Below are 26,082 nucleotides of genomic sequence, written 5' to 3'. Positions count from 1 at the left end.
CAACCAAGGACGGATCGGCCGGGTTTCTCGCAGGCTATGCACGCCCAGCCCCTACACCCGCCCCCTAAGGCGCCCCACTCGCCGCGGCGCCGGCGCACCGCCCGCGTCGCGGCGCAGGGCGCCCGGTCACTGCGTGGTGGTGCTCTTGGCCATCGCCAGCAGCGCGGCCACGTCCATGGACTTGATCTCCTCGCTGCGGTCGGCCGGCTGCGGCGGCCCCTCCGGGCCGTCGCCCGCCAGGGCGAGCAGCGTGTCGAGGAGGCCGTGCTCGCGCAGCCGGGCCGGCGGGATGGACAGCAGGGCGCGGCGCACGGCCGCCTCCCGGTCGTCCTCGGGCGTTGCGGCCCCCTCCGCCCCGTCCGGGCACAGCCTCTTCGCCAGCAGGGCCACCAGCTCGCCCAGCGTCGGATAGTCGAAGACCAGGCTGACCGGAAGCCGCAGGCCGGTCACGGCGTTCAGCCGGTTGCGCAGCTCCACCGCGGTCAGTGAGGTGAAGCCGAGGTCGCGGAAAGGCCGGTCCGTCCCGACCCCCTCGGGGGAGGCGTGTCCGAGCACCTCGGCGATCCGCTCCCGCACCAGCCCGAGCAAGGTCTCCTGGCGCTCCGCGGGCGTCATCTCCGCGAGCCGACGCCGCAGCCGGGTGCCCGCGTCCTGGCTGCCGGCCTGCGCCGACCGCCTGGCAGGGATGCGGAACAGACCGCGCAGCACCGGCGGCAGGGAGCCGGCCGAGGCCTGCGCGCGCAGGGCGGCGCCGTTGAGCCGTGCGGGGAACACCACCGGCTCGGCGCAGCGCCAGCCGAGGTCGAACAGGGCGAGACCCTCCTCCGTCGGCAGCGCGGACACCCCGCGCATCGGCGTGCCCGCAGAGGCCGCCTCGGCGAGACCACCGCCCATACCGCGCTCGGCCGCCCACAGGCCCCAGCCGAGCGACGTGGCCGCAAGACCGCGCCCGCGCCGGTGCTGGGCGAGCGCGTCCAGGAAGGTGTTGGCGGCGGCGTAGTTGCCCTGACCGGTGCCGCCGAGCGTGCCCGCGATGGAGGAGAACAGCACGAAGGCCGACAGGTCCAGATGCGCGGTCAGCTCGTGCAGATGCACTGCGGCGTCCACCTTGGCACGGAACACCCGGTCGACCAGCTCGGGACCGAGCGAGGCAAGCAGCGCGTTCTCGGCGGTGCCCGCGCAGTGCACCACGGCGCCGAGCGGGTGCTCGGCCGGGATCCGGTCGAGGACGGCGGCCAGCGCCGCGCGGTCCGCCACGTCGCAGGCCACCAGCGTCACCGTGGCGCCCGACTCCTCCAGCCGGGCGACGAGTTCACCCGCGCCGTCGGCGTCCGGACCCCGACGGCTGAGCAGCACCAGGTGGCGTACGCCGTGCTGCTCCGCCAGACGGGCGGTGACCAGTGCACCGAGACCGCCGGTCGCCCCGGTCACCACCACCGTGCGGCCCGGATCCAGCGCGTCGAGTTCCGTGCCGGGCACGGTGTCCGGGACGTCCGCGGCCGGCAGCCGAATCAGGCGGGGGACCAGCGCCTCCCCGCCCCGCAGGGCGAACTCCGCCTCCCCCGACGCGACCGCGGCCGGAACCGTCTGCCCGGATTCGGCGCTCCCGTCGGTGTCCAGCAGGACGAACCGGCCGGGGTTCTCCGACTGCACCGAACGCATCAGCCCCCACAGCGGCGCGGAGCCCAGTCCGCTCACCCGGTCCCGCTCCGAGGTGTGCACGGCGTCCGTGGTGGCCACCACCAGCGGTATCGCGGCGAGCCGTTCGTCGAGATCCTCCGATACCCACGCGCGCGCCGCGTCCAGAACCAGACCGGTGCGCTCCCGGGTGACCGCCGGAAGCTCCCCACCGGCCGCACCGTCGTCGGCGGGCAGGGCGAGGACGACGAACGCGGGTACGGGTCCGCCCGCGGTGACCGACGCGGTGAGCGCCGCGAGGTCCGGGTGGTGAACGGCACCGCCGTCGGGGCCCGCCCACGACGGTGCCGCACCCACCACCGCCCACGACGCCGGCTCGACCGAGGGCAGGGGCACCGGCGTCCACGTCATGGCCAGCAGCGAGGAGTGCACAGGGGAGGGCCCGGCCTGCGGCCCGGTGAGGTCGACCGGCCGCAGCAGCAGCGAACCGACGGTGACGACCGGCGCACCGGTGCCGTCCACCGCGTGCAGGGCGACGGCGTTCTCCCCGGCGGGCGAGAGGGTCACGCGCAGGGTGGTGGCCCCGGTGGCGTGCAGCGACACCGCGTTCCAGGCGAACGGGCGCAGCGGCAGCCCACCGGTGTCCAGCAGGTCGCCCAGGCCCACCGCGTGCAGCGCCGCGTCCAGGAGTGCGGGATGCAGGAGGTAGTCGCCCGCCTCCTCGTGCAGTTCCTGGGGGAGACGGATGTCGGCGAAGACCTCGCGGCCACGGGACCAGGCCGCCCGCAGGCCGTGGAAGGCCGGTCCGTAGGCGAACGGGCTGTCCTCCGGCTGTTCGTACAGACCGCTCACGTCGATGCGTTCCGCACCGCGCGGAGGCCAGGCCGCGCCCGTCTCCTCGGGGCCGGGGCCGGGGCCGGGGCCGGCCGGGCCGAGCACACCCGTGGCGTGCCGGGTCCAGGAACCGGCCGAGATCCCGTCGTCCGTACGGGCGAAGAACCCGATCTCGCGTCGCCCGCCCTCGTCGGGGGCGCCCACCGTGAGCTGCAGGTCGAGGGTGCCGCTCTCCGGCAACGGGAGCGGCGCCTGCATGGTCAGTTCCTCGACGTGCGGGCACTCGACGAGGTCGCCCGCGGCCACCGCCAGCTCGACGAACGCGGTTCCCGGCAACGGGATCGCGCCCATGACGCGGTGGTCGGCCAGCCATGGGTGGTCGCGCAGCGCGAGGCGCCCGGTCAGCACCAGGCTGTCGGACTCCGCCGGCTCCACGGCGGCCCCGAGCAGCGGATGCCCGGGGGAGCGCAGACCGGCGGCGGTCACGTCGCCGGAGCCGGAGGCCGGCGGACGCAGCCAGTACCGCTGCCGCTGGAAGGCGTAGGTGGGCAGGTCCACGGGCTGGGCGCCGGTGCCGTCGAAGGTCCTCGTCCAGTCGACGGGCGCACCCGCGACATATGCCTCGGCGAAAGAGGCCAGCAGCCGTCCGAGGCCTCCGTCGTCGCGGCGCACGGAGCCGGAGACGTGGGCCGCGACTCCCGCCCCGTCGATGATTTCCTGCACGGCCATGGTCACCACGGGATGCGGGCTGATCTCCAGCAGGATCCGGTGCCCCTCGTCGATGGTGGCCCGTACGGCGGCTTCGAAGGCGACCGTCTCCCGCATGTTCCGCAGCCAGTAGGCGGCGTCGAGCCCGGCGGTGTCCAACTGCTCTCCGGTGACCGTGGAGTGGAAGGCCACCGACGACGATTGCGGCTCTATGTGCGCCAGCTCCGCGAGGAGTTCGTCGTTCAGCGCGTCCACCTGGGCCGAGTGGGAGGCATAGTCCACCGCGATACGACGGGCCCGAACCCCCGCCTCCTCGCACTCCGCCAACAGCGCGTCCAGCGCCTCGACCTCACCCGAAACCACCACCGAGGACGGCCCGTTCACCGCAGCCACACCCACCCGGCCCCCGAACCGGACCAGACGCTCCTCCACCGCCTCGACCGGCAGGGAAACCGAACCCATCCCACCCCGGCCCGACAACTTCTCCCGCACCAGCCGCGAACGCACCGCAACCACCCGGGCACCGTCCTCCAACGACAGCCCCCCAGCCACACACGCCGCAGCAACCTCACCCTGCGAGTGACCCACCACCGCGGCCGGCTCCACCCCGAACGAACGCCACACCGCCGCAAGCGACACCATCACCGCCCACAACACCGGCTGCACCACATCCACCCGCTGCCACAGCGGATCCTCAGCGTCGCGGAACACCACATCCCGCAACGACCAGTCCACGAACGGCGCCAGCGCACGCTCACACGCCACCATCGACTCCGCGAACACCGGCGAGGCATCCCACAACTCACGCCCCATACCGACCCACTGCGAACCCTGACCCGGAAACACGAACACCACACCGGAGTCGACGGCCCGCCCGGTCACCACACCGGAGACATGCCCGCCCCCGGCCAGCGCCCGCACCCCGGCCAGCAACTCCTCCCGGCCCGCGCCCAGCACCACCGCACGCTGCTCGAACGCCGACCGCGTCCCCACCAGCGACACCCCCACATCCAGCGGGGACACCCCGGAATCAGCCGCGAGACGGTCCAGCAGCCGTGACGCCTGCGCCCGCAACGCCGCCTCGTTCCGGCCGGACAGCACCCACGGCACCGAGCCGCCCGGCGCGGGACGTTCCACGGCGCTCTCCGGCGCGGGCTCCTCCTCCGGTGCCTGCTCGAGGATCACGTGCGCGTTGGTCCCGCTGACACCGAAGGAGGACACGGCGGCCCGGCGGGGGCGGCCGGTGTCCGGCCAGGGCCGGTTCGCGGTCAGCAGCTCCACCGCACCCGCCGACCAGTCCACGTGCGGCGTCGGCTCGTCCACGTGCAGCGTCTTCGGCATGACCGCGTGCCGGAGCGCCATGACCGTCTTGATCACGCCACTGATTCCGGCCGCGTACTGGGTGTGGCCGATGTTCGACTTGACCGAGCCGAGCCACAGCGGCCGGTCGTCCGGGCGGTCCTGGCCGTAGGTGGCCAGCAGCGCCCGGGCCTCGATCGGGTCGCCGAGCTTGGTGCCCGTGCCGTGCGCCTCGACCAGGTCGACGTCGGCGGTGGCGAGACCCGCGCCGTCGAGGGTGCGCAGGATGAGCCGGCGCTGCGCGGGGCCGCTGGGCGCGGTCAGGCCGTTGCTGGCCCCGTCCTGGTTGACTCCGCTTTCCCGGACCACGGCGAGCACCTTGCGCCCGGCACGCAGGGCGTCGGAGAGCCGCTCCATGACGAGGACACCGACGCCCTCGCCCCAGCCGGTGCCGTCCGCCGAGGCCGCGAACGCCTTGCACCGGCCGTTGGAGGCCAGACCGCCCTGGCGGGAGAACTCGGGGAAGGCACCCGGGGTCGCCAGCACCGACACACCACCGGCCAGCGCCAGCGAGATCTCGTCCTTGCGCAGCGCCTGCACGGCCAGGTGCATGGACACCAGGGAGGACGAACAGGCGGTGTCCACGGTCACCGCGGGCCCTTCCAGGCCCAGCAGATACGCCACCCGCCCCGAGAGCACGCTGCTGGACGTGCCGGTCAGCATGTAGCCGTCCAGAGCCTGCGGCGACGCGGCCAGCAGGCCGGCGAAGTCGCCGCCGGTACCGCCGAAGAACACCCCGGTGGCGCTGCCGCGCAGGGACCGCGGGTCGACCCGGGACCGCTCCAGCGCCTCCCACGACGTCTCCAGCAGCAGCCGCTGCTGGGGGTCGGTCGCGATCGCCTCACGCGGTGAGATCCCGAAGAAGTCGCCGTCGAAGTCGCCCGCGCCCTGGAGGAAGCCGCCCTCCAGCGTGGTGGAGGCGCCGGACTCCTGGGCGTCGGAGCGGTACAGCCGGTCCACGTCCCATCCACGGTCGTCGGGGAAGCCCGAGACCCCGTCGACGCCCTCGGAGACCATGCGCCACAGGTCCTCCGGCGTCTCCACCCCGCCGGGGAACCGACAGGCCATGCCGACGATCGCGATCGGCTCGCGCGCCTTGTCCTCTACCTCACGCAGGCGTCGCTGGAGTCCCCGCGCTTCCGCGACGGCTCGCTTGAGGTAGTCGCGGAACTTCTCCTCGTCGGACATTCGGTAGCAGCTCCTTGGTGGTGTTCCCGGACGATCGGCGCCGGTCAGAGACCGAAACCCTGGTCGATCGCGTCGAAGAGGTCGTCGGTGGTGGCCTTGTCGAGGTCGCCGAGCCCGTCCTCGGCGGCCGGTTCGCTCTCCGGCACGCTCCACTTGGACACCAGCCCGCGCAGCCGCCGCACGACCCGCTCGTGGTCTCCGTCGGCTGCCGCGATCTCGGCCAGCGCGGTCTCCAGCGCGTCCACCTCGGTCAGCGCCGCCTCGACGCCCGACAGCCCTGCCGGAGCCAGCTCCGCCAGCAACTGCCCGGCGAGCGCGGCCGGTGTCGGATGCTCGAAGACGAGCGTGGCCGGCAGCCGCAGACCGGTGGCCGCCCCGAGCCGGTTGCGGAACTCCACGGCGGTCAGCGAGTCGAAGCCCAGATCCTTGAAGGACTGTTCCGCCGTGACGGCCTCGGCCGACGCGTGACCCAGCACGGTGGCCGCGTTCGACCGGACGAGGTCCAGCAGCCTGCGCCGTTGCTCCCCCGCGGGCAGCCCGGCCAGCCGGGTCCGCAGCTCCGAACCGTCGCTTCCGGACCGGACCACCCGCCGGGCGGTGCCCTGCGCCAGCCCCCGGAACAGATGTGGCACGGTGTCCGGCCCGCCGCGCAGGGCCCCCGCCGTCAGCCGGGTGATCACTTGAAGCGGTACGTCCGCCCCGACGGCCAGGTCGAACAGGGCCAGCCCCTCCTCGTCGTCCAGCGGTCGCATGCCCGCCCGCTCCATGCGCTGGACGTCGTCGACGTCGAGGTGGCCGGTCATGCCGCTGCGCTGGGCCCAGAAGCCCCAGGCGAGGGAGGTGGCGGGGCGCCCATGGGCGCGGCGGTGGTGGGCGAGGGCGTCGAGATAGGTGTTGGCGGCGGCGTAGTTGGCCTGCCCCGCGGTGCCGAGCTGTCCGGCGGCGGAGGAGTAGAGGACGAAGGTGGTGACGGGGTGGTCGAGGGTGAGGGAGTGCAGGAGGGTGGCCGCGTCGATCTTCGGGCGCAGCACGGTGTGCAGCTGGGAGTCGGTGAGGTTGGCGGTGGTGGCGTCGTCGAGGGTGCCGGCGGTGTGGATGACGGTGGTGAGGGGGTGGGTGGAGGGAACGGCGCCGATGAGGCCGGCGAGTTGGCCGGGGTCCGCGGTGTCGCAGGCGGTGATGGTGACGTCGGCGCCGGCTTGGGTGAGTTCGTCGTGAAGTTCCCTGGCGCCGGGGGCGTCGGGGCCGCGTCGGCTGGTGAGGACGAGGCGGGTGACGCGGTGGTGGTGGACGAGGTGGCGGGCGAGGAGGGCGCCGAGGGTGCCGGTGCCGCCGGTGATCAGGGCGGTACCGTTCGGGTCGATCCCCCGCGGCACCGTGAGCACGGCCTTGCCGACCAGCTTGGCCTGGCTCAGGTCCCGCATCGCCTCACGCGCTCGCCGCAGGTCGTAGACGGTGACCGGCGGCCGGCGCAGGCCCGCTTCGCGGTACAGCGCCATCACCTCGACCAGCATCTGCTGGATCCGGTCGGGTCCGGCCTCCAGCAGGTCGTACGCCTGGTAGCGCACGCCCGGATGGTCCGCGGCGACCTGCTCGGGGTCGCGCTTGTCGGTCTTGCCCATCTCCAGGAACCGGCCGCCGCGCGGTAGCAGGCGCAGCCCGGCCTCGACGAACTCACCGGCGAGGCAGTCCAGGACGACGTCCATGCCGCGGCCGCCGCCGGCCTCCAGGAACGCCTGCTCGAACTCCAGGGTCCGCGAGTTGGCGATGTGCTTGTCGTCGAGCCCGTACTCCCGCAGCGTCTGCCACTTCCCGGGGCTGGCGGTGCCGTAGACCTCCGCCCCCAGGTACCGGGCCAGCTGCACGGCGGCGAGGCCGACACCGCCCGCCGCCGCGTGCACCAGCACCGACTCGCCTGGTTGTACGCCGCCCAGGTCCACCAGGCCGTAGTACGCGGTGAGATGCGTGATCGGGATCGTCGCCGCCTGCTCGAAGGACCAGCCGTCCGGCATCGGCGTCAGGAACCGGTGATCGCACACCGCGACCGGGCCGAACGAGTCGGAGCACAGGCCCAGCACCCGGTCGCCCACGGCCACATTGGTCACACCGGGCCCCACATCCAGGACCGTGCCGGCCACGTCGCCGCCGATGCCGTTCTGCCCCTCGACCATGCCGAGGGCGACGATGACGTCACGGAAGTTGAGCCCGACCGCGTGCACGGCGAGGCGGACCTGCCCCGGCTCCAGCGGGTCCAGGACCTCTGGGCAGGGCACCAGCGCCACGTTCTCGATCGTGCCGCGGCCGGTGCTCTCCAGCCGCCACGGGACCGGCCCGGGCGGCGGCAGCAGCGCCGGATGCGAGCCGGCCCGGGCCAGCCGGGGGGCCGTGATCGTGCCGCGGCGGATCGCGACCCGGGGCTCGTCGCTTCGCAGCGCGGCCCCGAACGCCTGCCGGGACTCGCCGCGCCCGTCCAGGTCCACCAGCGTCAGCCGTCCCGGATTCTCGGTCTGGGCCGAGGTCACCAGACCCCAGCTCGCCGAGTTGCCCAGGTCGGTCACGTCCTCGCCGTCGCCCGCGGCGACCGCGCCGGAGGTCACGAACACCAGGCGTGAGCCGGCGAACCGGTCGTCGGCGAGCCAGGCGCGCAGCCACCGGAGCGTCTCCTGCGCCGCCGCGTGCGCGGCCGCGGCGGGATCGTCCGACGCCCCGCGCCGCAGGCAGCGGACCACGAGGCCGGGGACGGGGCCGTCGGCGGCCAGTTCGTCCAGGCCGGACGCCACCGGCACGTCCGGGGCCGCATCGGCCAGCCCGAACGGGTCGTCGCCGACGATCGCGTACGACCCGGTCGGCTCGCGGTCGTCGGCCTCGGCGGGCAGCTCGGCCCAGTCGAGGTGCAACAGTGCCTCCTCCAGCGCGGCCTCCGCCGGCCGGTCGAGGGCGGCGGGCCGTGTGACCAGCGACCGCACCGACACCACCGGTTGCCCGGCCTCATCGGTGAGCAGCACCGCGAGCTGGTCCCCGGACGGAGTCAGCCGCACCCGGGCCGTGGTCGCCCCGGTCGCGTACAGGTGCACCCCGGTCCAGGAGAACGGCAGCCGCACCCCCGCGTCCTGATCCGCGGCGAACGCCATGGCGTGCAGCGCGGCGTCCAGCAGAGCCGGGTGGACGCCGTAGCGCGCCGCCTCCCCCCGCTCGGGCTCCGGCAGCCGGATCTCGGCGAACAGCTCCTCGCCGCGCCGCCATACCGCGTGCAGGCCCTGGAAGGCCGGACCGTAGTGGTAGCCCGCCCCGGCGAGCTCCTCGTAGACGCCGTCCGCCGCCACCGGCTCCGCCCCGGCCGGCGGCCAGGCCGTGTCGGGTGCGGGTTCCTCAGCCGCCTCCCGGCTCAGGGCGCCGGACGCGTGCAGCACCCAGCCGCCGTCGCCGGTACGGGAGTGCACAGTGACCGTGGAGCGGCCCGAGTCGCCGTCCGGCGTGGCCCGGACCTGCACCGTGACCTCGTCCTTTGCGCCCGCCCCCAGCAACAGGGGCGCGTGCAGGGTCAGTTCCTCCAGGTGGGACTGCCCCACCTGGTCGCCCGCCCGGATCGCCAGGTCCACGAAGGCGGTGCCCGGCAGCAGGGCCGTGCCCGAGACGGCGTGGTCGAGCAGCCAGGGATGGGTACGCCCGGAGAGCCGGCCGGTGAGCAGTACGCCCTCGCCGCCCGCCAGCGCCACGGCCGCGCCCAGCAGCGGGTGGTCCGCCGTCTCGAGCCCCGTCGCGGTCAGGTCGCCGGCGCCGCGGCGGGACTCCAGCCAGAACCGCCGGCGCTGGAAGGCGTAGGTCGGCAGGTCCACCGGCGGCCGGCCGCCGGGCGCGGCGAGCACCGGCGCCCAGTCGACCTCGACGCCCAGCACGCCGAGTTCGGCCACCGAGGTGCGCCAGCGACGTGCGCCGCCGTCGTCCCTGCGAAGCGAACCCACCGCCACCGCGGCGCGCCCCGTCGCGTCGATGGTGTCGTGGACCGAGGGCACCAGCACCGGATGCGGGCTGATCTCCGCGAAGACCGTGCAGCCCTGGTCGAGCGCCGCCCGCGTCGCCGCCTCGAACTCCACGGTGTGCCGCAGGTTCCGATACCAGTAGCCGGCGTCCAGCTCCGTGGTGTCCAGCGGGGCACCCGTGAGGGTCGAGATGAACGGCACGGTCGCCGAACGCGGCGTGATCCCCGCCAGCGCGGCGGCCAGACCGGCCTCGATCGCCTCCACCTGAGCGGTGTGCGAGGCGTAGTCCACCGGGATGCGCCTGGCCCGTACACCGTCGCCGTCGCACCGGGCGAGCAGTTCGTCGAGCGCGTCGGGCTCGCCCGCCACCACGGTGCTGGCCGGCCCGTTGACGGAGGCCACCGAGATGCGCCCCTGCCACCCGGCGATCAGCTCCTCGGCCGCGGCGGCGGGCAGCGCCAGGGACACCATCCCGCCCAGCCCGGCCAGCTCCGACCCGATCGCCTTGGCCCGCAGCGCGACGACCCGGGCACCGTCGTCGAGATCCAGGGCTCCGCAGACACAGGCGGCGGCGATCTCACCCTGCGAGTGACCGATCACGGCATCCGGTTCCACGCCGTACGCACGCCACAGCGCGGCCAGCGACACCATCACCGCCCACAGCGTCGGCTGCACCACGTCCACCCGGTCCCACGGGGGCGTGCCCGGTTCCTGCCGCAGCACGGCGAGCAGTGACCAGTCGACGTACGGGCTCAGCGCCCGCTCACATTCCACCAACCGGTCCCGGAAGACCGGCTCGGAGTCGAGCAGCTCGGCCGTCATCCCCGCCCACTGCGCTCCCTGGCCGGGGAAGACGAAGACGACTCGGCTCTCGCCGAGCACCGAACCCGTCACCACGCCGGGCGGGGGCGCTCCGTCCGGCTCTTCGGCCAGCCGTGCCAGCCCGGCGGCGCCCGCCAGCAATTCCTCCCGGTCGCCGCCCAGCACCACCGCGCGGTGCGACAGCGCCGTCCTGTCCGCCAGGGCGCCGGCGACGTCCACCGGGGACAGCCCGGGACGCTCCGTGACATGGGCGACGAGCCGTCCGGCCTGGGCGTACAGCGCGGTCGGGCTGTGCGCGGAGATCACCCATGGCAGCACCCTGCCCGGGACCGGCCCGGAGGGCGCCGCCGGCTCCTCGGCCGGTGGCTGTTCGAGGATGACATGGGCGTTGGTGCCGCTGATTCCGAACGAGGACACCCCGGCCCGGCGCGGACGGTTCGTGTCCGGCCACGGTTGCTGCTCGGTGAGCAGCTCCACCGTGCCCGGGGACCAGTCGACCTCGGGCGTCGGCTCGTCCACGTGCAGGGTCCTGGGCAGCACCCCGTGCCGCATGGCCATGACCATCTTGATGATGCCCGCGGCGCCGGCGGCGGCCTGCGTGTGCCCCATGTTGGACTTCACCGAGCCGAGCCACAACGGCTGTTCGGCGGTCCGCGCCCGGCCGTAGGTCGCCAGCAGCGCCTGCGCCTCGATCGGGTCGCCCAGGGTCGTGCCCGTGCCGTGCGCCTCCACCGCGTCGACGTCCGCGAAGCCGAGCCGGGCGGAGGCCAGTGCCTGTTCGATCACCCGCTGCTGCGCGGGGCCGTTGGGCGCGGTCAGCCCGTTGGACGCGCCGTCCTGGTTGACCGCGCTGCCGCGCACGACGGCCAGCACCGGATGGCCGTTGCGGCGCGCGTCCGACAGTCGCTCGACCAGCAGCAGGCCGGTGCCCTCGCCCCAGCCCGTGCCGTCCGCGCCGGCCGCGAAGGACCGGCAGCGGCCGTCGGGGGACAACCCGCCCTGCCGGGACAGCTCCACGAACACGCCCGGCGTGGACATGACGGTCACGCCACCGGCCAGGGCCAGGTCGCACTCGCCGCTGCGCAGCGCCTGCACCGCCAGATGCAGCGCCACCAGCGAGGAGGAGCAGGCCGTGTCGAGCGTGACCGCGGGCCCTTCCAGCCCCAGCGTGAACGCGATACGGCCCGAGGCCACACTGCCGGCCGAGCCGGTCCCGATGAGCCCCTCGACCTCTTCGGGCAGCCCGTCGCGGTCGGCGCCGTAGTCGTGGTACATCACACCGGCGAACACCCCGGTCCGACTGCCGCGCAGCGTGCGCGGATCGATGCCGGCCCGCTCCAGCGCCTCCCACGAGGTCTCCAGCAGCAGCCGCTGCTGCGGGTCCATGGCCAGGGCCTCGCGGGGTGAGATGCCGAAGAACTCCGGGTCGAACTCGGCCGCGTCGAGAAGGAATCCGCCTTCCCGCACATACGACGTGCCCGGCCTGGTCCCCTCCGGGTCGTACAGCTCCTCCACGTCCCAGCCGCGGTCGTCGGGCATCGCGTCGATCGCGTCCCGCCCGGCCGCGACGAGGTCCCACAGCTCCTCCGGCGAGGCCACCCCGCCGGGATAGCGGCAGGCCATGCCGACGATGGCGATCGGCTCCCCGGCCTCGACGGCGGCCGGCCGCGGCACGTCCACCGCCGGCCCGTGACCGATCAGCTCACCCAGCAGGAAGTCCACCACCGCCGACGGCGTCGGATGGTCGAAGACCAGGGTGGCGGGCAGCCTCAGCCCGGTCGCGGCACCCACCGCGTTGCGCAGCTCGATGGCGGCCAGGGAGTCGAAACCCAGCTCCCGGAAGGTCCGCTTCGCGTCCAGCGCGTCGGGCGTGGCATGGCCCAGTGCGGTCGCCGCACCGGTGCGGACCAGGTCCAGCAGGACGCGTGCGCGTTCCGGCTCCGGCAGCTCCCGCAGCCGGGCCGCGAACGCCGAGCCCGCGCCGGCCGGTTCGACGGTTCCGGCCGCCCGCCGGACCGGAGCCCGCACCAGGCCGCGGAACAGCGCGGGCAGCGTGCCCGCGGCCGCCTGGGCGCGCAGCGCGCCGAGGTCCAGCGGCAACGGCGCCACCACCGGAGCGTCCAGCGCGACCGCCGCGTCGAAGAGGGCCAGGCCCTGTTCCTCGGAGATCGCGGGCAGCCCCGCCTCGGCCAGGCGGCGCAGTGTCTGCTCGTCGTCGAGATGGCCGGTCATGCCGCTGCCCTTGGCCCAGAAGCCCCAGGCGAGGGAGGTGCCCGGATGGCCCTGGACGCGGCGGTGCTGGGCGAGGGCGTCGAGATAGGCGTTGGCGGCGGCGTAGTTGGCCTGCCCCGCGGCCCCGAGCTGTCCGGCGGCGGAGGAGTAGAGGACGAAGGTGGTGACGGGGTGGTCGAGGGTGAGCGAGTGCAGGTGCTCCGCGGTGTCGATCTTGGCGCTGAGGACGGTGTGGAGCTGCGCGTCGGTGAGGCTGGTGGTGGTCGCGTCGTCGAGGACGCCCGCGGTGTGGATGACGGTGGTGAGGGGGCGGTCGAAGGGGATGGTGCCGAGGAGGTCGGCGAGTCGGCAGGCGTCGCTGGTGTCGCAGGCGGCGATCGTGACGTGGGCGCCCGCGGCGGTGAGTTCCTCGGCGAGGAGGTCGGCGCCCGGGGCGTCGGGGCCGCGCCGGCTGGTGAGGACGAGATGGGTGACGTGATGGTGACGCACCAGGTGACGGGCGAGGAGCGAGCCCAGGGCGCCGGTGCCGCCGGTGATCAGGGCGGTGCCGTCCGGATCGATCCGCGGCGCCTGCGGCGTCCCCGTGGCCCGCGCCAGCCGGGGTGCGAGGACCTCGCCCGCCCGCAGGGCCACGCGCGGCTCGTCCGCGCCGGCCGCCTCGCGCAGCGCGGCCAGGGACTCGGCGGTGCCGTCGAGGTCCACGACGACGATCCGCCCCGGGTGTTCGGTGACGGCCGAGCCGAGCAGACCCCACACGGCCGCCTGCGCCGGATCGGGGGCCGAACCGTCCTCCGTGGCCACCGCGTTCCACGTCACCAGCACCAGCCGGGCCGTTTCGAACCGTTCCTCGGCGAGCCACGACCGCAGTAGCTCCAGGGACCGCGCCGCGGCATCGTGGGCGGCCCGCGCATCGCCGGAACCGTCGGAGACCCCGGCCGTGGCGACGACGAACTCCGGCACCGCACCGCCGGCGTCCACCGCGGCCACCAGCCCGGGCAGATCGTCGTGCCGCTGCACACCGGCGAGGTCCGCGAGCGGCCCCGCGCCCAGCACGGCCCAGCGGCCCGCGGGCTCCGACCGGCCGACCGGCACCCAGGACGGCACGAGCAGCATGCTCCCGGCGGCGTCCGGCGCCGCGGGCCGGCCGGCGGGCCGCACCACCAGTGAGTCGACCGTGGCCACCGGGTGGCCGGTGGCGTCGGCGAACAGCAGCGCGAGCGTGTCCGGGCCGGTCGGGGTCAGCCGGACCCGCAGCTGAGCGGCGCCCGCCGCGTGCAGGGACACCCCGCGCCACGCGAACGGCAGTCTGCCCTGATGCTCCCGGCCGAACTCGCCCGGTACGAAGGCGGACGCGTGCAGCGCGGCGTCGGCGAGCGCGGGATGCAGCCCGAACTCCCCGGCGTCACCGGCGGCGGCATCGGGCAGCCGCACCTCGGCGTACACCTCCTCGCCGAGCCGCCACACCGCGCGCAGCCCCTGGAACACCGGGCCGTAGTGGAAGCCGGCCGCCGCGAAGTCCGGGTAGAGACCGGCGATGTCCACCTCCTCGGCACCCGCCGGCGGCCAGACCGTCAGCTCCTCGTCCGGCAGGCCGCGGGCCGCGGTGAGGACGCCGTCGGCGTGCCGCGTCCACACGTCCTCGGCGGACTGCTCGGGCTGCGCGTACAGGCCGAACTCGCGCTCGCCCGCCGCGTTCTCGGCACCCACGGTGAGCTGGACGCGCAGCCCGCCCTCGGCCGGCAGGACGAGCGGCGCCTCCAGGGTGAGGTCGGCCACCCGGTCCAGCCCGAGGTGCCCGCCCGCCCACAGCGCCAGCTCGGCCACGGCCGTGCCGGGCAGCAGAACCGTGCCGTCGATCGCGTGGTCCGACAGCCACGGATGGCTGTCGGCGGACAACCGCCCCGTGAACAGCCGCCCGCCCTCGGCGGCCGGGACCACCGTGGCGCCCAGCAAGGGGTGCTCGGCCGGGACCAGGCCCGCCGCGGCCACGTCGCCCGCCCCGGGCACGCCCCGCAGCCAGTACCGCGTCCCCTGGAAGGCATACGTCGGCAGCGGCACCCGCAGCGTCGGAGGGCCGGCGAAGAACGCCGGCCAGTCGATACCCACCCCGGCCGTGTGCGCGTGCGCCAGAAGGGCCGTCAGCGTGCGGACCTCCGAACGCTGCCGCCGCAGCGCCGGCACGGCGACGGCAGCGGTGTCCCCGGCGTCCGCCAGGGTCTCCTCCACCATGGAGGTGAGCGCGGCGTCGGCGCCCAGTTCGAGGAACACGCTCACGCCCTCGGCGGCGAGGGAGCGCACCACGTCGTGGAAACGGACCGGCTCCCGCACCTGCCGCGCCCAGTAGTCCGGCTCCGCCCAGTCGGCCGCTCCGAGGAGCGTGCCCGTCACACTGGAGACCACCGGCACGGCCGGCTCGCCGAACGACAGCCGCCCGGCGACCTGCCGCAGCTCCTCGACCACCGGATCCATCAGCGGGGAGTGGAACGCGTGGCTCACCGGCAGCCGCCGGGTCCTGCGTCCCAGCTCGGTGAAGTGCGCCGCGATCGAGGCGACCACCGTCTCGTCGCCCGACACCACCACCGATCCGGGGCCGTTGACCGCCGCGATGCCGGCCACCGCCTCATGACCGGCCAGCAGGGGCAGAACCTCCTCCCCGGTCGCCGCCACCGACACCATCGCGCCGCCCTCGGGCAGCTCCTGCATGAGCCGCCCTCGGGCGGTGACCAGTTCACAGGCGTCGGGCAGGGACAACATCCCCGACACGTGGACGGCGGTCAACTCGCCCACCGAGTGCCCGGACAGCAGCCGCGGACGCACGCCCCACTCCTGAAGCAGCCGGAACAGCGCCACCCCGAGCGCGAACGTCGCCGACTGGGTGTACAGCGTCCTGTCCAGCAGCCGCGCCTCGGCACTGTCCGGGGCGGCGAACAGCAGCGCCCGCAGCGGCCGGTCCAGCCTGGTGTCCAGCTCCTCGCACACCTCGTCCAGGGCCCGCGCGAACGCCGGGAACGCCTCGTACAACTCCCGTCCCATACCGGGCCGTTGCGCGCCCTGCCCGGTGAACAGCAAGGCGCTGCGCACCTCGTCGGCGACTCCGCTCACCAGCCCGGCCGGGCTGCCGCCCGCCGCCAGCTCGGCCAGCTGCTCCAGCAGGCCGGCGCGGTCCTCGGCCGGCAGCACCGCACGGTGCTCGAACGCGGTGCGTGTGGTCGCCAGCGCGCACGCCACCTCATCCAGCCGCAGTTCGGGCCGGTCCAGCAGATGCGCGGACAGCCGTGCCGCCTGCGCCGGCAGCGCCTCGGGGGTGGCCGCCGACAACAGCACCGGCACCACCGGCAGCGCGGCGGCCGCGGTGCCGTCCGTGTCCTCGTCCGGCGCCTGCTCCGGGGCGAGGCCGGCCGGTTCCGGTTCCGGTTCCTCCAGGATGACGTGCGCGTTGGTGCCGCTGATCCCGAACGAGGACACCCCGGCCCGCCGGGGGCGGTCGGCGCGTGGCCACGGGCGGTTCTCGGTCAGCAGCTCCACCGCGCCCGCGGACCAGTCCACCTCGGGCGTGGGACGGTCGACGTGCAGCGTCCGGGGCAGCTGCTCGTGCCGCATCGCCAGGATCATCTTGATGACACCGGCGGCACCGGCGGCGGCCTGCGTGTGGCCGATGTTGGACTTGACCGAGCCCAGCCGCAGCGGGCGGTCGGCGGGGCGGTCCTGGCCGTAGGTGGCCAGCAGGGCCTGCGCCTCGATCGGGTCGCCCAGGGTCGTGCCCGTGCCGTGCGCCTCCACCACGTCGACGTCCGCCGGACCGAGCCGGGCGGAGGCCAGGGCCTGCCGGATCACCCGCTGCTGCGAAGGGCCGTTGGGGGAGGTGAGACCGTTGGACGCGCCGTCCTGGTTCACCGCGCTGCCCCGCACCACGGCCAGGACCTGGTGACCCTTGCGGCGGGCGTCCGAGAGCCGTTCGACGACGAGCAGCGCGGAGCCCTCGCCCCAGCCGACGCCGTCGGCGGCGGCGGCGAACGACTTGCACCTGCCGTCGCGCGCGAGGCCACGCTGCCGGGAGTTCTCCACGAACGTGGCGGGAGTGGACATGATGGTCGCGCCGCCCGCCAGCGCCAGATCGCACTCCTCGTCGCGCAGCGCCTGTACCGCGAGGTGCAGGGCGACCAGCGACGACGAGCAGGCGGTGTCGAGGGTGACGGCAGGCCCCTCCAGGCCGAGGAAGTACGAGATCCGCCCCGAGGCCACGCTGGCGGCCGTGCCCGTGCTCAGATAGCCCTCGACCTCGTCGGGCAGCGTGCCCGAACCGGTGGCGTAGTCGTGGTACATCAGACCGGTGAACACGCCGGTGCGCGAGCCGGCCAGGGACCGGGGGTCCAGCCCGGAGTTCTCCAGAGCTTCCCACGCCGTCTCCAGCAGCAGCCGCTGCTGCGGATCCATGGCCAGGGCCTCGCGCGGAGAGACACCGAAGAACCCGGCGTCGAACTCGGTGGCCCCGGCGAGGAACCCGCCCTCGACGGCATAGGAGGTGCCGGAGTGGTCGGGATCGGGGTGGTAGAGCGTACTCAGGTCCCAGCCCCGGTCCGCCGGCATGCCGGAGATGGCGTCCTCGCCGCGCGCCAGGAGCCCCCAGAGCTCGTCGGGAGAGCCGACGTCACCGGGCAGTCGGCAGGCCATTCCGACGATGGCGATGGGCTCGGCGCCGTCTGCCTCAAGTTTCCTGATCCGCCGATGGGCCTGCCGCAGATCGGCTGCCATCTTCTTGAGGTAATCAACCAGCTGCGCTTCGTTCGTCACCTGAACCCGCCCGAGAGATTGGCATACCGCGCCCTTCGGCGCCGAAGGTATGCACTGGTCGCCCCTAGCCGCGTCCCCGTAGCCACCCCAGAAGCCGGGGCATGGTGAATGGGGAGACGGTAGGGGTTGGCGGTAGGGGGCACGCCATGCATAGCATGCAACGAATTCTCGTGTGCCATCCAGAATTGGAGCGTGTGCCGCAATGAGTGTTTCCGAGCAGGAATCCGCGCCGTCCGGAGAGCAGGAATTCGTCAAACCGCCGGCGCCGGAGAAGATGCGCGACCTGGATTTCCTGCTCGGTGACTTCCGGGCGGAGTGGACGAACTTCACCGCCGACCCGCCCACCAAGGGGATCGCTTCCTGGAACACGGCGTCGACCTTCAACGGGCACGCCTACGAGATGACGCAGCGGGTGACGGAGCATGACCTCACCGGCCGCTTCGTCGTTCAGTGGGTCGAGTCGGACTCGGCATTCTCCGGCTACTACTACGACGACTGGGGAAACCGCACGCTCCTCACCTCCGAGGGCTGGCAGGACGGCCATCTCACTTTCCTCGGTGAATGCATCGGCTTCGGGAAGTCCTTCCTGCTCAGGGAGCGCTACGAAATCGTCGACGAGAATCATTACGTCAAATGCGGTTTCGTCAAGTTCGAGGAGATCGGCGACTGGATTCCCGCCGACGAAGTGCACTGCTACCGCGACTAGGTTCTGACAATGCGGCGCACGGACCGGTGCTCGGGCTGTGCGAATCCCGGGAAAGGCGAACCATGACCTCTCTGTCGGAAGCGGTTCGGGCGGGCGCGCCCCCGCAGGAGCTCGAGCGCCTGGAACTGCCGGCGGAGTACACCGCCGCGTATCTGCGTGCCGAGGACGCGGAGATGTTCCAGGGCGTGGCCGACAAGGACATCCGCAAGTCACTGCGGGTGGGCCGGGTGCCGATGCCCGAACTGGCGCCGGACGAGGTGCTGGTGGCCGTGATGGCCAGCGCGGTCAACTACAACACCGTGTGGTCGGCGATGTTCGAGCCGCTGCCCACCTTCCGCTTCCTGAAGCAGTTCGCCGCTCAGGGGGGATGGGCCGCGCGGCACGACCTGCCCTACCACGTGCTCGGCTCCGACGGCGCCGGTGTGATCGTGCGCACCGGATCCGGGGTACGGCACTGGAAGACCGGCGACCACGTGGTGGTCAGCTGCGTCCAGGTCGACGACCAGGAAGCGGCCACCCAGGCCGACGGGATGCTCGGTGCCGAGCAGCGCATCTGGGGCTTCGAGACCAACTTCGGCGGCCTGGCCCACTACGCGGTGGTCCGGGCCAGCCAGCTGATACCCAAGGCCGGGCACCTCACCTGGGAGGAGGCGGCCGGCAATCCGCTGTGCGCGGGCACCGCGTACCGGATGCTGGTCAGCGACCGGGGCGCCCGGCTCAAGCAGGGCGACGTCGTACTGATCTGGGGCGCGGCCGGCGGCCTCGGCGCCTACGCCGTGCAACTGGTCAAGAACGGCGGCGGCATCCCGGTCGGTGTGGTGAGCTCGCCGGCCAAGGCCGAGGCGGCGCGGCGGCTCGGCTGTGACGTGGTGATCGACCGTCAGGAGATCGGCCTCGACGACCGGACGGCGGACGACCCCGCGGCGGTGATCGAGGCGGGCAAGCGGCTCGGCCGCATCATCCGCCGGGAGGTGGGGGAGGACCCGCACATCGTCTTCGAGCACGTGGGCCGCGCCACCTTCCCGATCTCCGTGTTCGTGGTCCGCCGCGGCGGCACGGTGGTGACCTGCGGCTCCAGCACCGGCTATCAGCACGGGTACGACAACCGGTACCTGTGGATGAAACTGAAGCGAATCATCGGCAGCCACGCCGCGAACCTTCAGGAGCAGTGCGAGCTGAATCGGCTGGTGTCCCTCGGCCGGATCGTGCCGACCCTCTCCGCGGTCTACCCCCTCACGGAGATCGCCGAGGCCGCCCGCTCCGTCCAGGCCAACCGTCACATCGGCAAGGTCGGCGTCCTCTGCCTGGCAGACGGTCCCGGCCAGGGCGTCACCGACCCCGAACTGCGCGCTCGCGTGGGCGAGGAGCGCCTCAACCTCCTGCGCGACCTCACCACCCCGACCCCCTGACACCGCCGACGGATCCCACCGCCGCCCGGTGACCTCCTGACAGGGAGCCACGGGGCGGCCCGTCGGCGACCCCGGCCCGCTCCACCCCGTACGGCCGGACTCCCGTCCCACCGGACCGGTCCCGCCGGCGCTGTAGCCCCGATTCCTGCCCCACCCCAACCAGCACGGCCGAGGCGGGTCACCGGTCGCTCGGCGACGGAGCCGAGTGCTGTCCCGGCCGCCGGCCGGGCTCGGTCCGAAGGAGATGTGAGATGAGCACTGCGACGGCTGCCTCCGTGACGTCAGGGACGCACGCGGAGCCCGACCCGGCGGCGGAGCCCGCCGTGACGGAAGAGACCACGGCGGCCCTGGCGATCCGGCGCGTAGGCGTCGTCGGATGCGGAGTGATGGGCGCCGGGCTGGCCGAGGTGTGCGCCCGCGCCGGGCGTGACGTGCTGGTCGCGGCGTCCGGAGCGGAGGGGCTCGCGCGCGGCCGCGACCGGCTGGAACGCTCCCTCGCCGCCGGCGTCCGCCGGGGCAAGGTCACCGAGGCGGACCGCGACGCGGCCTTGGCCCGGGTCTCCTTCACCACCGACCTCGCCGCCCTGCGCGACCGTCAGCTGGTTCTGGAGGCGGCCCCCGAGGACGAGCCCACCAAGCTGCGCCTCTTCCGTGCCCTGGACGACATCGTGGAGGACAGGGCGGCGATCCTCGCCTCCAACACCTCAGCCCTGTCGATCATGCGCCTGGCCCGTGCCACCAGCCGCCCCGGCCAGGTCCTGGGCCTGCACTTCTTCAACCCGGCCCCCGTGCTGCCCCTGGTGGAGGTCGTCGGTTCGCTGCTCACCCACGACCGCACCCGCCGCATCGCCGCGGAGTTCGCCGGCGCGGTGCTCGGCAAACAGGTCGTGCAGGCCGCCGACCGCTCCGGCTTCGTGGTGAACGCCCTGCTCATCCCCTACCTGCTGGCAGCCGTGAGGATGTACGAGTCGGGCTTCGCCGCCGCCGAGGACATCGACAAGGCCATGATGCTGGGGTGCTCCCACCCCATGGGCCCACTGGCGCTCGCGGACCTCATCGGCCTGGACACCGTCGCGGCCATCGGCACGGCCTTGTACGAGGAGTCCAAGGAGCCCACGCACGCCGTGCCGCCGCTGCTGTCCCGGATGGTCGACGGCGGCCTTCTCGGCCGCAAGTCCGGCCAGGGCTTCTACACGTACTGAGTCTGCTGATCCGCGATGTGGTCCCGGATTGACCTTGACCCGGGTCGGACGGCTATACCACTCTCGTCTCTGAATGTCACTTGCGCATGCCGTCCTGCGACCCGTCCGTGTGACGGTCGGCACCCTTCCGGGTAAAGACTGCATCAAATAGTTTGTGATACGGTTCACGAGTACCCCGGATTCATGCGGGTGGCCCGGTTCGCCCGGCCGCCCTGGTGAGGTGTGCCTCGTCGCTCGGGATACTGTCGTCCATCGACGACCCGCACCATTCCCGCCCAGACTTCGCCGGAGGAGCTGCCCTCATGCAGTCCAACGACGTCCGAACGCTCCTGTACTGCTCGCTGCCCACCGTTGCCGCGGGCGTGGTGGGAGTCGCAGTCAGTGCCGCCGTTGCCGGCGGCAAGGGTGCGCTCGGTGCCGCCTCCGGCGCTCTTCTCGTCGTGCTGTTCATGACCAGCGGCCTCGTGGTGCTGCAACGGACGGCACGTTCGCTCCCCCACCTTTTCCAGGTGATGGGGCTGCTGGTCTATACCACGCAGATCCTGCTGTTGATGGTCGTTCTGACCGCCCTGCGGAGTACGTCCGCCTTCAACCCGAAGTGCTTCGCCTTCACTCTGCTCGCCGCCACGTTGGTGTGGATCGCGGCGCAGGTGCGTTCGCACATGAAGGCCAAGGTTCTCTACGTGGAGCCGGACTCCGCCCGGACGCCGTCGTGACCCGTAGGGCTGGTGTAAAGAGGCTTCCGCTCATTTGCTATGGTCTCGCCACAACTGCGGCAGAGCTGGCGCGGGCGGCAGCCGTCCCTGTGACGCCTCACGGCTCAGAGCCCAGTCGCCGCCCCCAAATCCGCAAGTCCAGTCCAGTGCCGTCCCGCGGTCGCACACCGCGCCGACACATCGAGGTTGCCGTACCCATGCGCCACGCTGAAGGAGCTCGCGGTGAGTGACGCCAAGATGCTCGCCTTCGAGACTGATTGTCATATTTTCGAAGGGTGCGGTTTCCCGACCCCCGGCCTGCACTCCTTTCTCTTCGAGCCGCTGTTCACGGTAGGCGGGATCGAGATCAACAAGCCGATGCTGCTGACCGCGCTGAGCACGGTCATCGTCGTCGGATTCTTCTGGGCCGCGTTCCGCAACCCCAAGCTGGTCCCGGGCAAGCTCCAGATGATCGGCGAAGCCGGCTACGACTTCGTCCGCCGCGGCGTCGTCTACGAGACGATCGGCAAGCGCGAGGGCGAGAAGTACGTCCCGCTCATGGTCTCGCTGTTCTTCTTCATCTGGATCATGAACATCTGGTCGATCGTCCCGATCGCCCAGTTCCCGGCCACCGCGATCATCGCCTTCCCGGCCGGTCTCGCCGCCCTCGTCTACATCCTGTGGATGACTCTGACGTTCAAGCGGCACGGCTTCATCGGCGGATTCAAGAACCTCACCGCGTATGACCCGTCCATCGGGCCGGTCTTCCCGATGGTCATGCTGTTCGAGTTCCTGTCGAACGTGTTCATCCGGCCGTTCACGCACGCGGTGCGACTCTTCGCCAACATGTTCGCCGGGCACGTCCTGCTGTTGATCTTCACCATCGGTGCCTGGTATCTGCTGAACGGCATCGGCATCGCGTACTCGGCCGTGTCGTTCCTGATGGTGCTCGTGATGACGGTCTTCGAGATCTTCATCCAGGCGCTCCAGGCCTACGTCTTCATCCTCCTGTCCTGCAGCTACATCCAGGGCGCGCTCGCCGAGCACCACTGAGCGCCACGAACCACTTCCCCCCCGTACGTCCGGTGGCCAACCCCCACCGGCCTGTTGAACAAGAAGGAAGAAACGGCATGTCCGCTCTCCAGACCCTCGCCGCGACCAACATCCAGGGCAACTTCGCCGCGATCGGCTACGGCCTGGCCGCCATCGGCCCGGGCATCGGTGTGGGTGTCATCTTCGGTAACGGTACGCAGGCCCTCGCCCGGCAGCCCGAGGCCGCCGGTCTGATCCGCCAGAACCAGATCCTCGGCTTCGTGCTCTGTGAGGCTCTGGCCCTGATCGGTCTGGTCATGGGCTTCGTCTACCCGGTTCCTTCCTGATCCGGTCCTGCCCGACGCGAAACTTGGACGGAAGGAACTGATGTGATCTCGCCCCTGGTACAGCTGGCGGCCGAGGAAGAGGCCCAGAACCCTCTCATCCCGGAGATCCCCGAGCTCGTCATCGGCCTGATCGCCTTCGCGATCGTCTTTTTCATCCTGGGCAAGAAGCTCCTTCCGAACATCAACAAGGTTCTGGAGCAGCGTCGCGAGGCCATCGAGGGTGGAATCGAGAAGGCCGAGGCTGCGCGGACCGAGGCCCAGAGCGTGCTTGAGCAGTACAAGGCGCAGCTCGCCGAGGCCCGGCACGAGGCCGCGCGCCTGCGCCAGGAGGCGCAGGAGCAGGGTGCCACGCTCATCGCCGAGATGCGGGCCGAGGGCCAGCGTCAGCGCGAGGAGATCGTCGCCGCCGGTCACTCGCAGATCGAGGCCGACCGCAAGGCCGCCGCTTCGGCGCTGCGCCAGGACGTCGGCAAGCTCGCCACCGACCTGGCCGGCAAGCTCGTCGGGGAGTCCCTCGAGGACCACGCCCGCCAGAGCCGCGTGATCGACCGGTTCCTCGACGAGCTCGAGGAGAAGGCCGAGGCCGGGCGATGAACGGAGCGAGCCGCGAGGCCCTGGCAGCCGCACGTGAGCGTCTCGACGCGCTGACGGACTCGACGTCCGTGAACGCGGGGTCGCTCGCCGACGAGCTGGCCGCCGTCACCGCGCTGCTCGACCGCGAGGTGTCGCTGCGTCGGGTCCTCACCGACCCGGCGCAGGCCGCTGAGGCGAAGGCCGAGCTGGCCCAGCGCCTGCTCGGCACCCAGGTCAGCGGCACGGCCGCCGACCTGGTGGCCGGCATGGTGCGCTCCCGCTGGTCGCAGTCGCGCGACCTGGTGGACGCGCTGGAGGTGCTGGCCGACATCGCCGACCTGACGGCCGCCCAGCAGGCCGGCAAGCTCGACGACGTCGAGGACGAGCTGTTCCGGTTCGGCCGGATCGTCTCCGGCAGCATGGAGCTGCGGGCCGCGCTGACCGACCGCAAGGCCACCACCTCGGCCAAGAGCGAGCTGCTGCGCAGCCTGCTCGGCGGCCGGGCGCAGTCGGCCACCGAGCGTCTGGTCACGCGCCTTGTGACCGCGCCGCGGGGACGTAGCCTGGAGTCGGGACTCGAGTCCCTGTCCAAGCTCGCCGCCGAGCGCCGGGACCGCATGGTGGCCATCGTCACCTCGGCGGTGCCGCTGAGCGACTCGCAGAAGCAGCGCCTGGGCGCCGCCCTCGCGAAGCTCTACGGCCGCACGATGCACCTCAACCTGGACGTGGACCCCGAGGTCCTCGGCGGAATCCGGGTGCAGGTCGGCGACGAGGTCATCAACGGCTCCCTGGCGGACCGCATCGAGGACGCCAGCCGCCGGCTCGCCGGCTGAGCAGCAACTCAATAGGCACAACGTACTTACGACGGCCCTGGTTGGGCCGTGCAGAAGAATCCTGGGGGTCGCCCCCAGACCCCCAAAGTGAAACTTCGGGCCCAACAAGGAGAGCAGGGAACCCAGATGGCGGAGCTCACGATCCGGCCGGAGGAGATCCGGGACGCGCTGGAGAACTTCGTCCAGGCGTACAAGCCGGACGCGGCCTCGCGCGAGGAGGTCGGTACGGTCACCTTCGCCGGTGACGGTATCGCGAAGGTCGAGGGTCTGCCCTCGGTCATGGCCAACGAGCTGCTGAAGTTCGAGGACGGCAGCCTCGGTCTCGCCCTCAACCTCGAGGAGCGCGAGATCGGCTGCGTCGTCCTCGGCGAGTTCAGCGGCATCGAGGAGGGTCAGCCGGTCTCCCGTACCGGTGAGGTTCTCTCCGTCGCGGTGGGCGAGGGCTACCTCGGCCGCGTGGTGGACCCCCTCGGCAACCCGATCGACGGCCTCGGCGAGATCGAGACCGAAGACCGTCGCGCCCTGGAGCTGCAGGCCCCCGGCGTCATGGTCCGCAAGTCGGTGCACGAGCCGATGGAGACGGGCTACAAGGCCGTCGACGCGATGACCCCGATCGGCCGTGGCCAGCGTCAGCTGATCATCGGTGACCGCCAGACCGGCAAGACCGCCCTGGCTGTCGACACCATCATCAACCAGCGCGACAACTGGCGCTCGGGCGACCCGAACAAGCAGGTCCGCTGCATCTACGTCGCCATCGGTCAGAAGGGCTCCACGATCGCCGGTGTGCGCGGCGCTCTGGAGGAGGCCGGCGCGCTGGAGTACACGACCATCGTCGCCGCCCCGGCGTCCGACCCGGCCGGCTTCAAGTACCTGGCGCCGTACACCGGTTCGGCCATCGGCCAGCACTGGATGTACCAGGGCAAGCACGTCCTGATCATCTTCGACGACCTGTCGAAGCAGGCCGACGCCTACCGTGCCGTGTCGCTGCTGCTGCGCCGCCCGCCGGGCCGTGAGGCCTACCCGGGTGACGTCTTCTACCTGCACTCCCGTCTGCTGGAGCGCTGCGCCAAGCTCTCCGACGAGATGGGTGCCGGCTCGATGACCGGTCTGCCGATCGTCGAGACGAAGGCCAACGACGTCTCGGCGTTCATCCCGACCAACGTCATCTCCATCACCGACGGCCAGTGCTTCCTGGAGTCGGACCTGTTCAACGCCGGTCAGCGCCCCGCGCTGAACGTCGGTATCTCCGTCTCCCGCGTCGGTGGTTCCGCCCAGCACAAGGCGATGAAGCAGGTCTCCGGCCGTCTGCGCGTGGACCTCGCCCAGTTCCGTGAGCTGGAGGCATTCGCCGCCTTCGGTTCCGACCTGGACGCCGCGTCCAAGGCGCAGCTCGAGCGTGGTCAGCGCATGGTCGAGCTGCTGAAGCAGGCCCAGTACCAGCCGATGGCCACCGAGGACCAGGTCGTGTCCGTCTGGGCCGGCACCACCGGCAAGATGGACGACGTCCCCGTCGTCGACATCCGGCGCTTCGAGAAGGAGCTGCTGGAGTACCTGCACCGCAAGGAGCAGGGCCTGATGACCTCCATCCGCGAGGGCGGCAAGATGTCCGACGACACCCTTCAGGCTGTCGCCGACGCCATCGTGGAGTTCAAGAAGCAGTTCGAGACCGCCGACGGCAAGCTGCTCGGCGAGGACACCCCGGCTGCCGGTAAGTGACGACGGAAGGGACCTGA

10 protein-coding genes and 2 pseudogenes are annotated in these 26,082 nt (G+C 72.5%); 9 read left to right on the top strand and 3 right to left on the bottom strand.

The window, feature by feature from the left end; genetic code table 11:
* Nucleotides 1–126: 126 nt before the first annotated feature.
* The 3 genes and pseudogenes from BJ965_RS40600 to BJ965_RS12130 form a co-directional block, all read right to left on the bottom strand.
* A pseudogene (locus BJ965_RS40600) lies at nucleotides 127–564 on the bottom strand (acyl carrier protein); the annotation flags it as partial.
* A 243-nt stretch (nucleotides 565–807) separates the two neighbouring features.
* Nucleotides 808–5,775, bottom strand: a pseudogene (locus tag BJ965_RS12135) (type I polyketide synthase); the annotation flags it as partial.
* Nucleotides 5,772–17,552 carry a type I polyketide synthase gene (locus BJ965_RS12130; protein WP_184908667.1) on the bottom strand — a complete coding sequence of 3,927 codons (11,781 nt, stop codon included), beginning with the start codon at nucleotides 17,550–17,552 and terminating at the stop codon, nucleotides 5,772–5,774. The gene BJ965_RS12130 and the pseudogene BJ965_RS12135, both read right to left, overlap by 4 nt.
* 202 nt (nucleotides 17,553–17,754) lie before the next feature.
* Here BJ965_RS12130 and BJ965_RS12125 point away from each other — a divergent pair, with 202 nt between their 5' ends.
* From BJ965_RS12125 to atpA, 9 genes are all read left to right on the top strand, one after another.
* Nucleotides 17,755–18,258 carry an NlmOI gene (locus tag BJ965_RS12125; RefSeq protein ID WP_184908666.1) on the top strand — a complete coding sequence of 168 codons (504 nt, stop codon included), beginning with the start codon at nucleotides 17,755–17,757 and terminating at the stop codon, nucleotides 18,256–18,258.
* A 62-nt stretch (nucleotides 18,259–18,320) separates the two neighbouring features.
* Nucleotides 18,321–19,667, top strand: a complete 1,347-nt coding sequence (gene ccrA, locus BJ965_RS12120) for a crotonyl-CoA carboxylase/reductase (protein WP_184908665.1) — start codon at nucleotides 18,321–18,323, stop codon at nucleotides 19,665–19,667.
* 251 nt (nucleotides 19,668–19,918) lie between these two features.
* Nucleotides 19,919–20,869 (top strand): 3-hydroxybutyryl-CoA dehydrogenase, encoded by a 951-nt coding sequence (locus BJ965_RS12115; RefSeq protein ID WP_184908664.1) that lies wholly within the window; start codon nucleotides 19,919–19,921, stop codon nucleotides 20,867–20,869.
* A 302-nt stretch (nucleotides 20,870–21,171) separates the two neighbouring features.
* Complete coding sequence (locus BJ965_RS12110) at nucleotides 21,172–21,585, top strand: hypothetical protein (protein ID WP_030854208.1); 414 nt, start codon at nucleotides 21,172–21,174, stop codon at nucleotides 21,583–21,585.
* 237 nt (nucleotides 21,586–21,822) lie between these two features.
* Complete coding sequence (gene atpB, locus BJ965_RS12105; protein WP_037833412.1) at nucleotides 21,823–22,617, top strand: F0F1 ATP synthase subunit A; 795 nt, start codon at nucleotides 21,823–21,825, stop codon at nucleotides 22,615–22,617.
* 77 nt (nucleotides 22,618–22,694) lie between these two features.
* Entirely contained in the window at nucleotides 22,695–22,943 is a 249-nt protein-coding gene (locus tag BJ965_RS12100; RefSeq protein ID WP_029382919.1) for an ATP synthase subunit c family protein, read from the top strand.
* A 42-nt stretch (nucleotides 22,944–22,985) separates the two neighbouring features.
* Complete coding sequence (locus BJ965_RS12095) at nucleotides 22,986–23,537, top strand: F0F1 ATP synthase subunit B (protein ID WP_184908663.1); 552 nt, start codon at nucleotides 22,986–22,988, stop codon at nucleotides 23,535–23,537.
* The gene (locus BJ965_RS12090; RefSeq protein ID WP_184908662.1) at nucleotides 23,534–24,349 is read left to right on the top strand and encodes a F0F1 ATP synthase subunit delta; all 816 of its coding nucleotides are present in this window, start codon (nucleotides 23,534–23,536) and stop codon (nucleotides 24,347–24,349) included. Before BJ965_RS12095 ends, BJ965_RS12090 begins: the two co-directional genes overlap by 4 nt.
* Before the next feature lie 126 nt (nucleotides 24,350–24,475).
* The gene (gene atpA, locus BJ965_RS12085; protein WP_031104202.1) at nucleotides 24,476–26,065 is read left to right on the top strand and encodes a F0F1 ATP synthase subunit alpha; all 1,590 of its coding nucleotides are present in this window, start codon (nucleotides 24,476–24,478) and stop codon (nucleotides 26,063–26,065) included.
* Nucleotides 26,066–26,082 lie beyond the last annotated feature (17 nt).

The organism is Streptomyces luteogriseus, from assembly GCF_014205055.1.
In the GTDB taxonomy this organism is placed as follows: Bacteria; Actinomycetota; Actinomycetes; order Streptomycetales; family Streptomycetaceae; genus Streptomyces; species Streptomyces luteogriseus.
This window is presented reverse-complemented; position numbering and strand designations above follow the sequence as displayed.

Coding starts and splice junctions, on each gene's coding strand:
- BJ965_RS12125 (WP_184908666.1), top strand. CDS start 17,755: ATGAGTGTTTCCGAGCAGGAATCCGCGCCGTCCGGAGAGCAGGAATTC.
- ccrA (WP_184908665.1), top strand. CDS start 18,321: ATGACCTCTCTGTCGGAAGCGGTTCGGGCGGGCGCGCCCCCGCAGGAG.
- BJ965_RS12115 (WP_184908664.1), top strand. CDS start 19,919: ATGAGCACTGCGACGGCTGCCTCCGTGACGTCAGGGACGCACGCGGAG.
- BJ965_RS12110 (WP_030854208.1), top strand. CDS start 21,172: ATGCAGTCCAACGACGTCCGAACGCTCCTGTACTGCTCGCTGCCCACC.
- atpB (WP_037833412.1), top strand. CDS start 21,823: ATGCTCGCCTTCGAGACTGATTGTCATATTTTCGAAGGGTGCGGTTTC.
- BJ965_RS12100 (WP_029382919.1), top strand. CDS start 22,695: ATGTCCGCTCTCCAGACCCTCGCCGCGACCAACATCCAGGGCAACTTC.
- BJ965_RS12090 (WP_184908662.1), top strand. CDS start 23,534: ATGAACGGAGCGAGCCGCGAGGCCCTGGCAGCCGCACGTGAGCGTCTC.
- atpA (WP_031104202.1), top strand. CDS start 24,476: ATGGCGGAGCTCACGATCCGGCCGGAGGAGATCCGGGACGCGCTGGAG.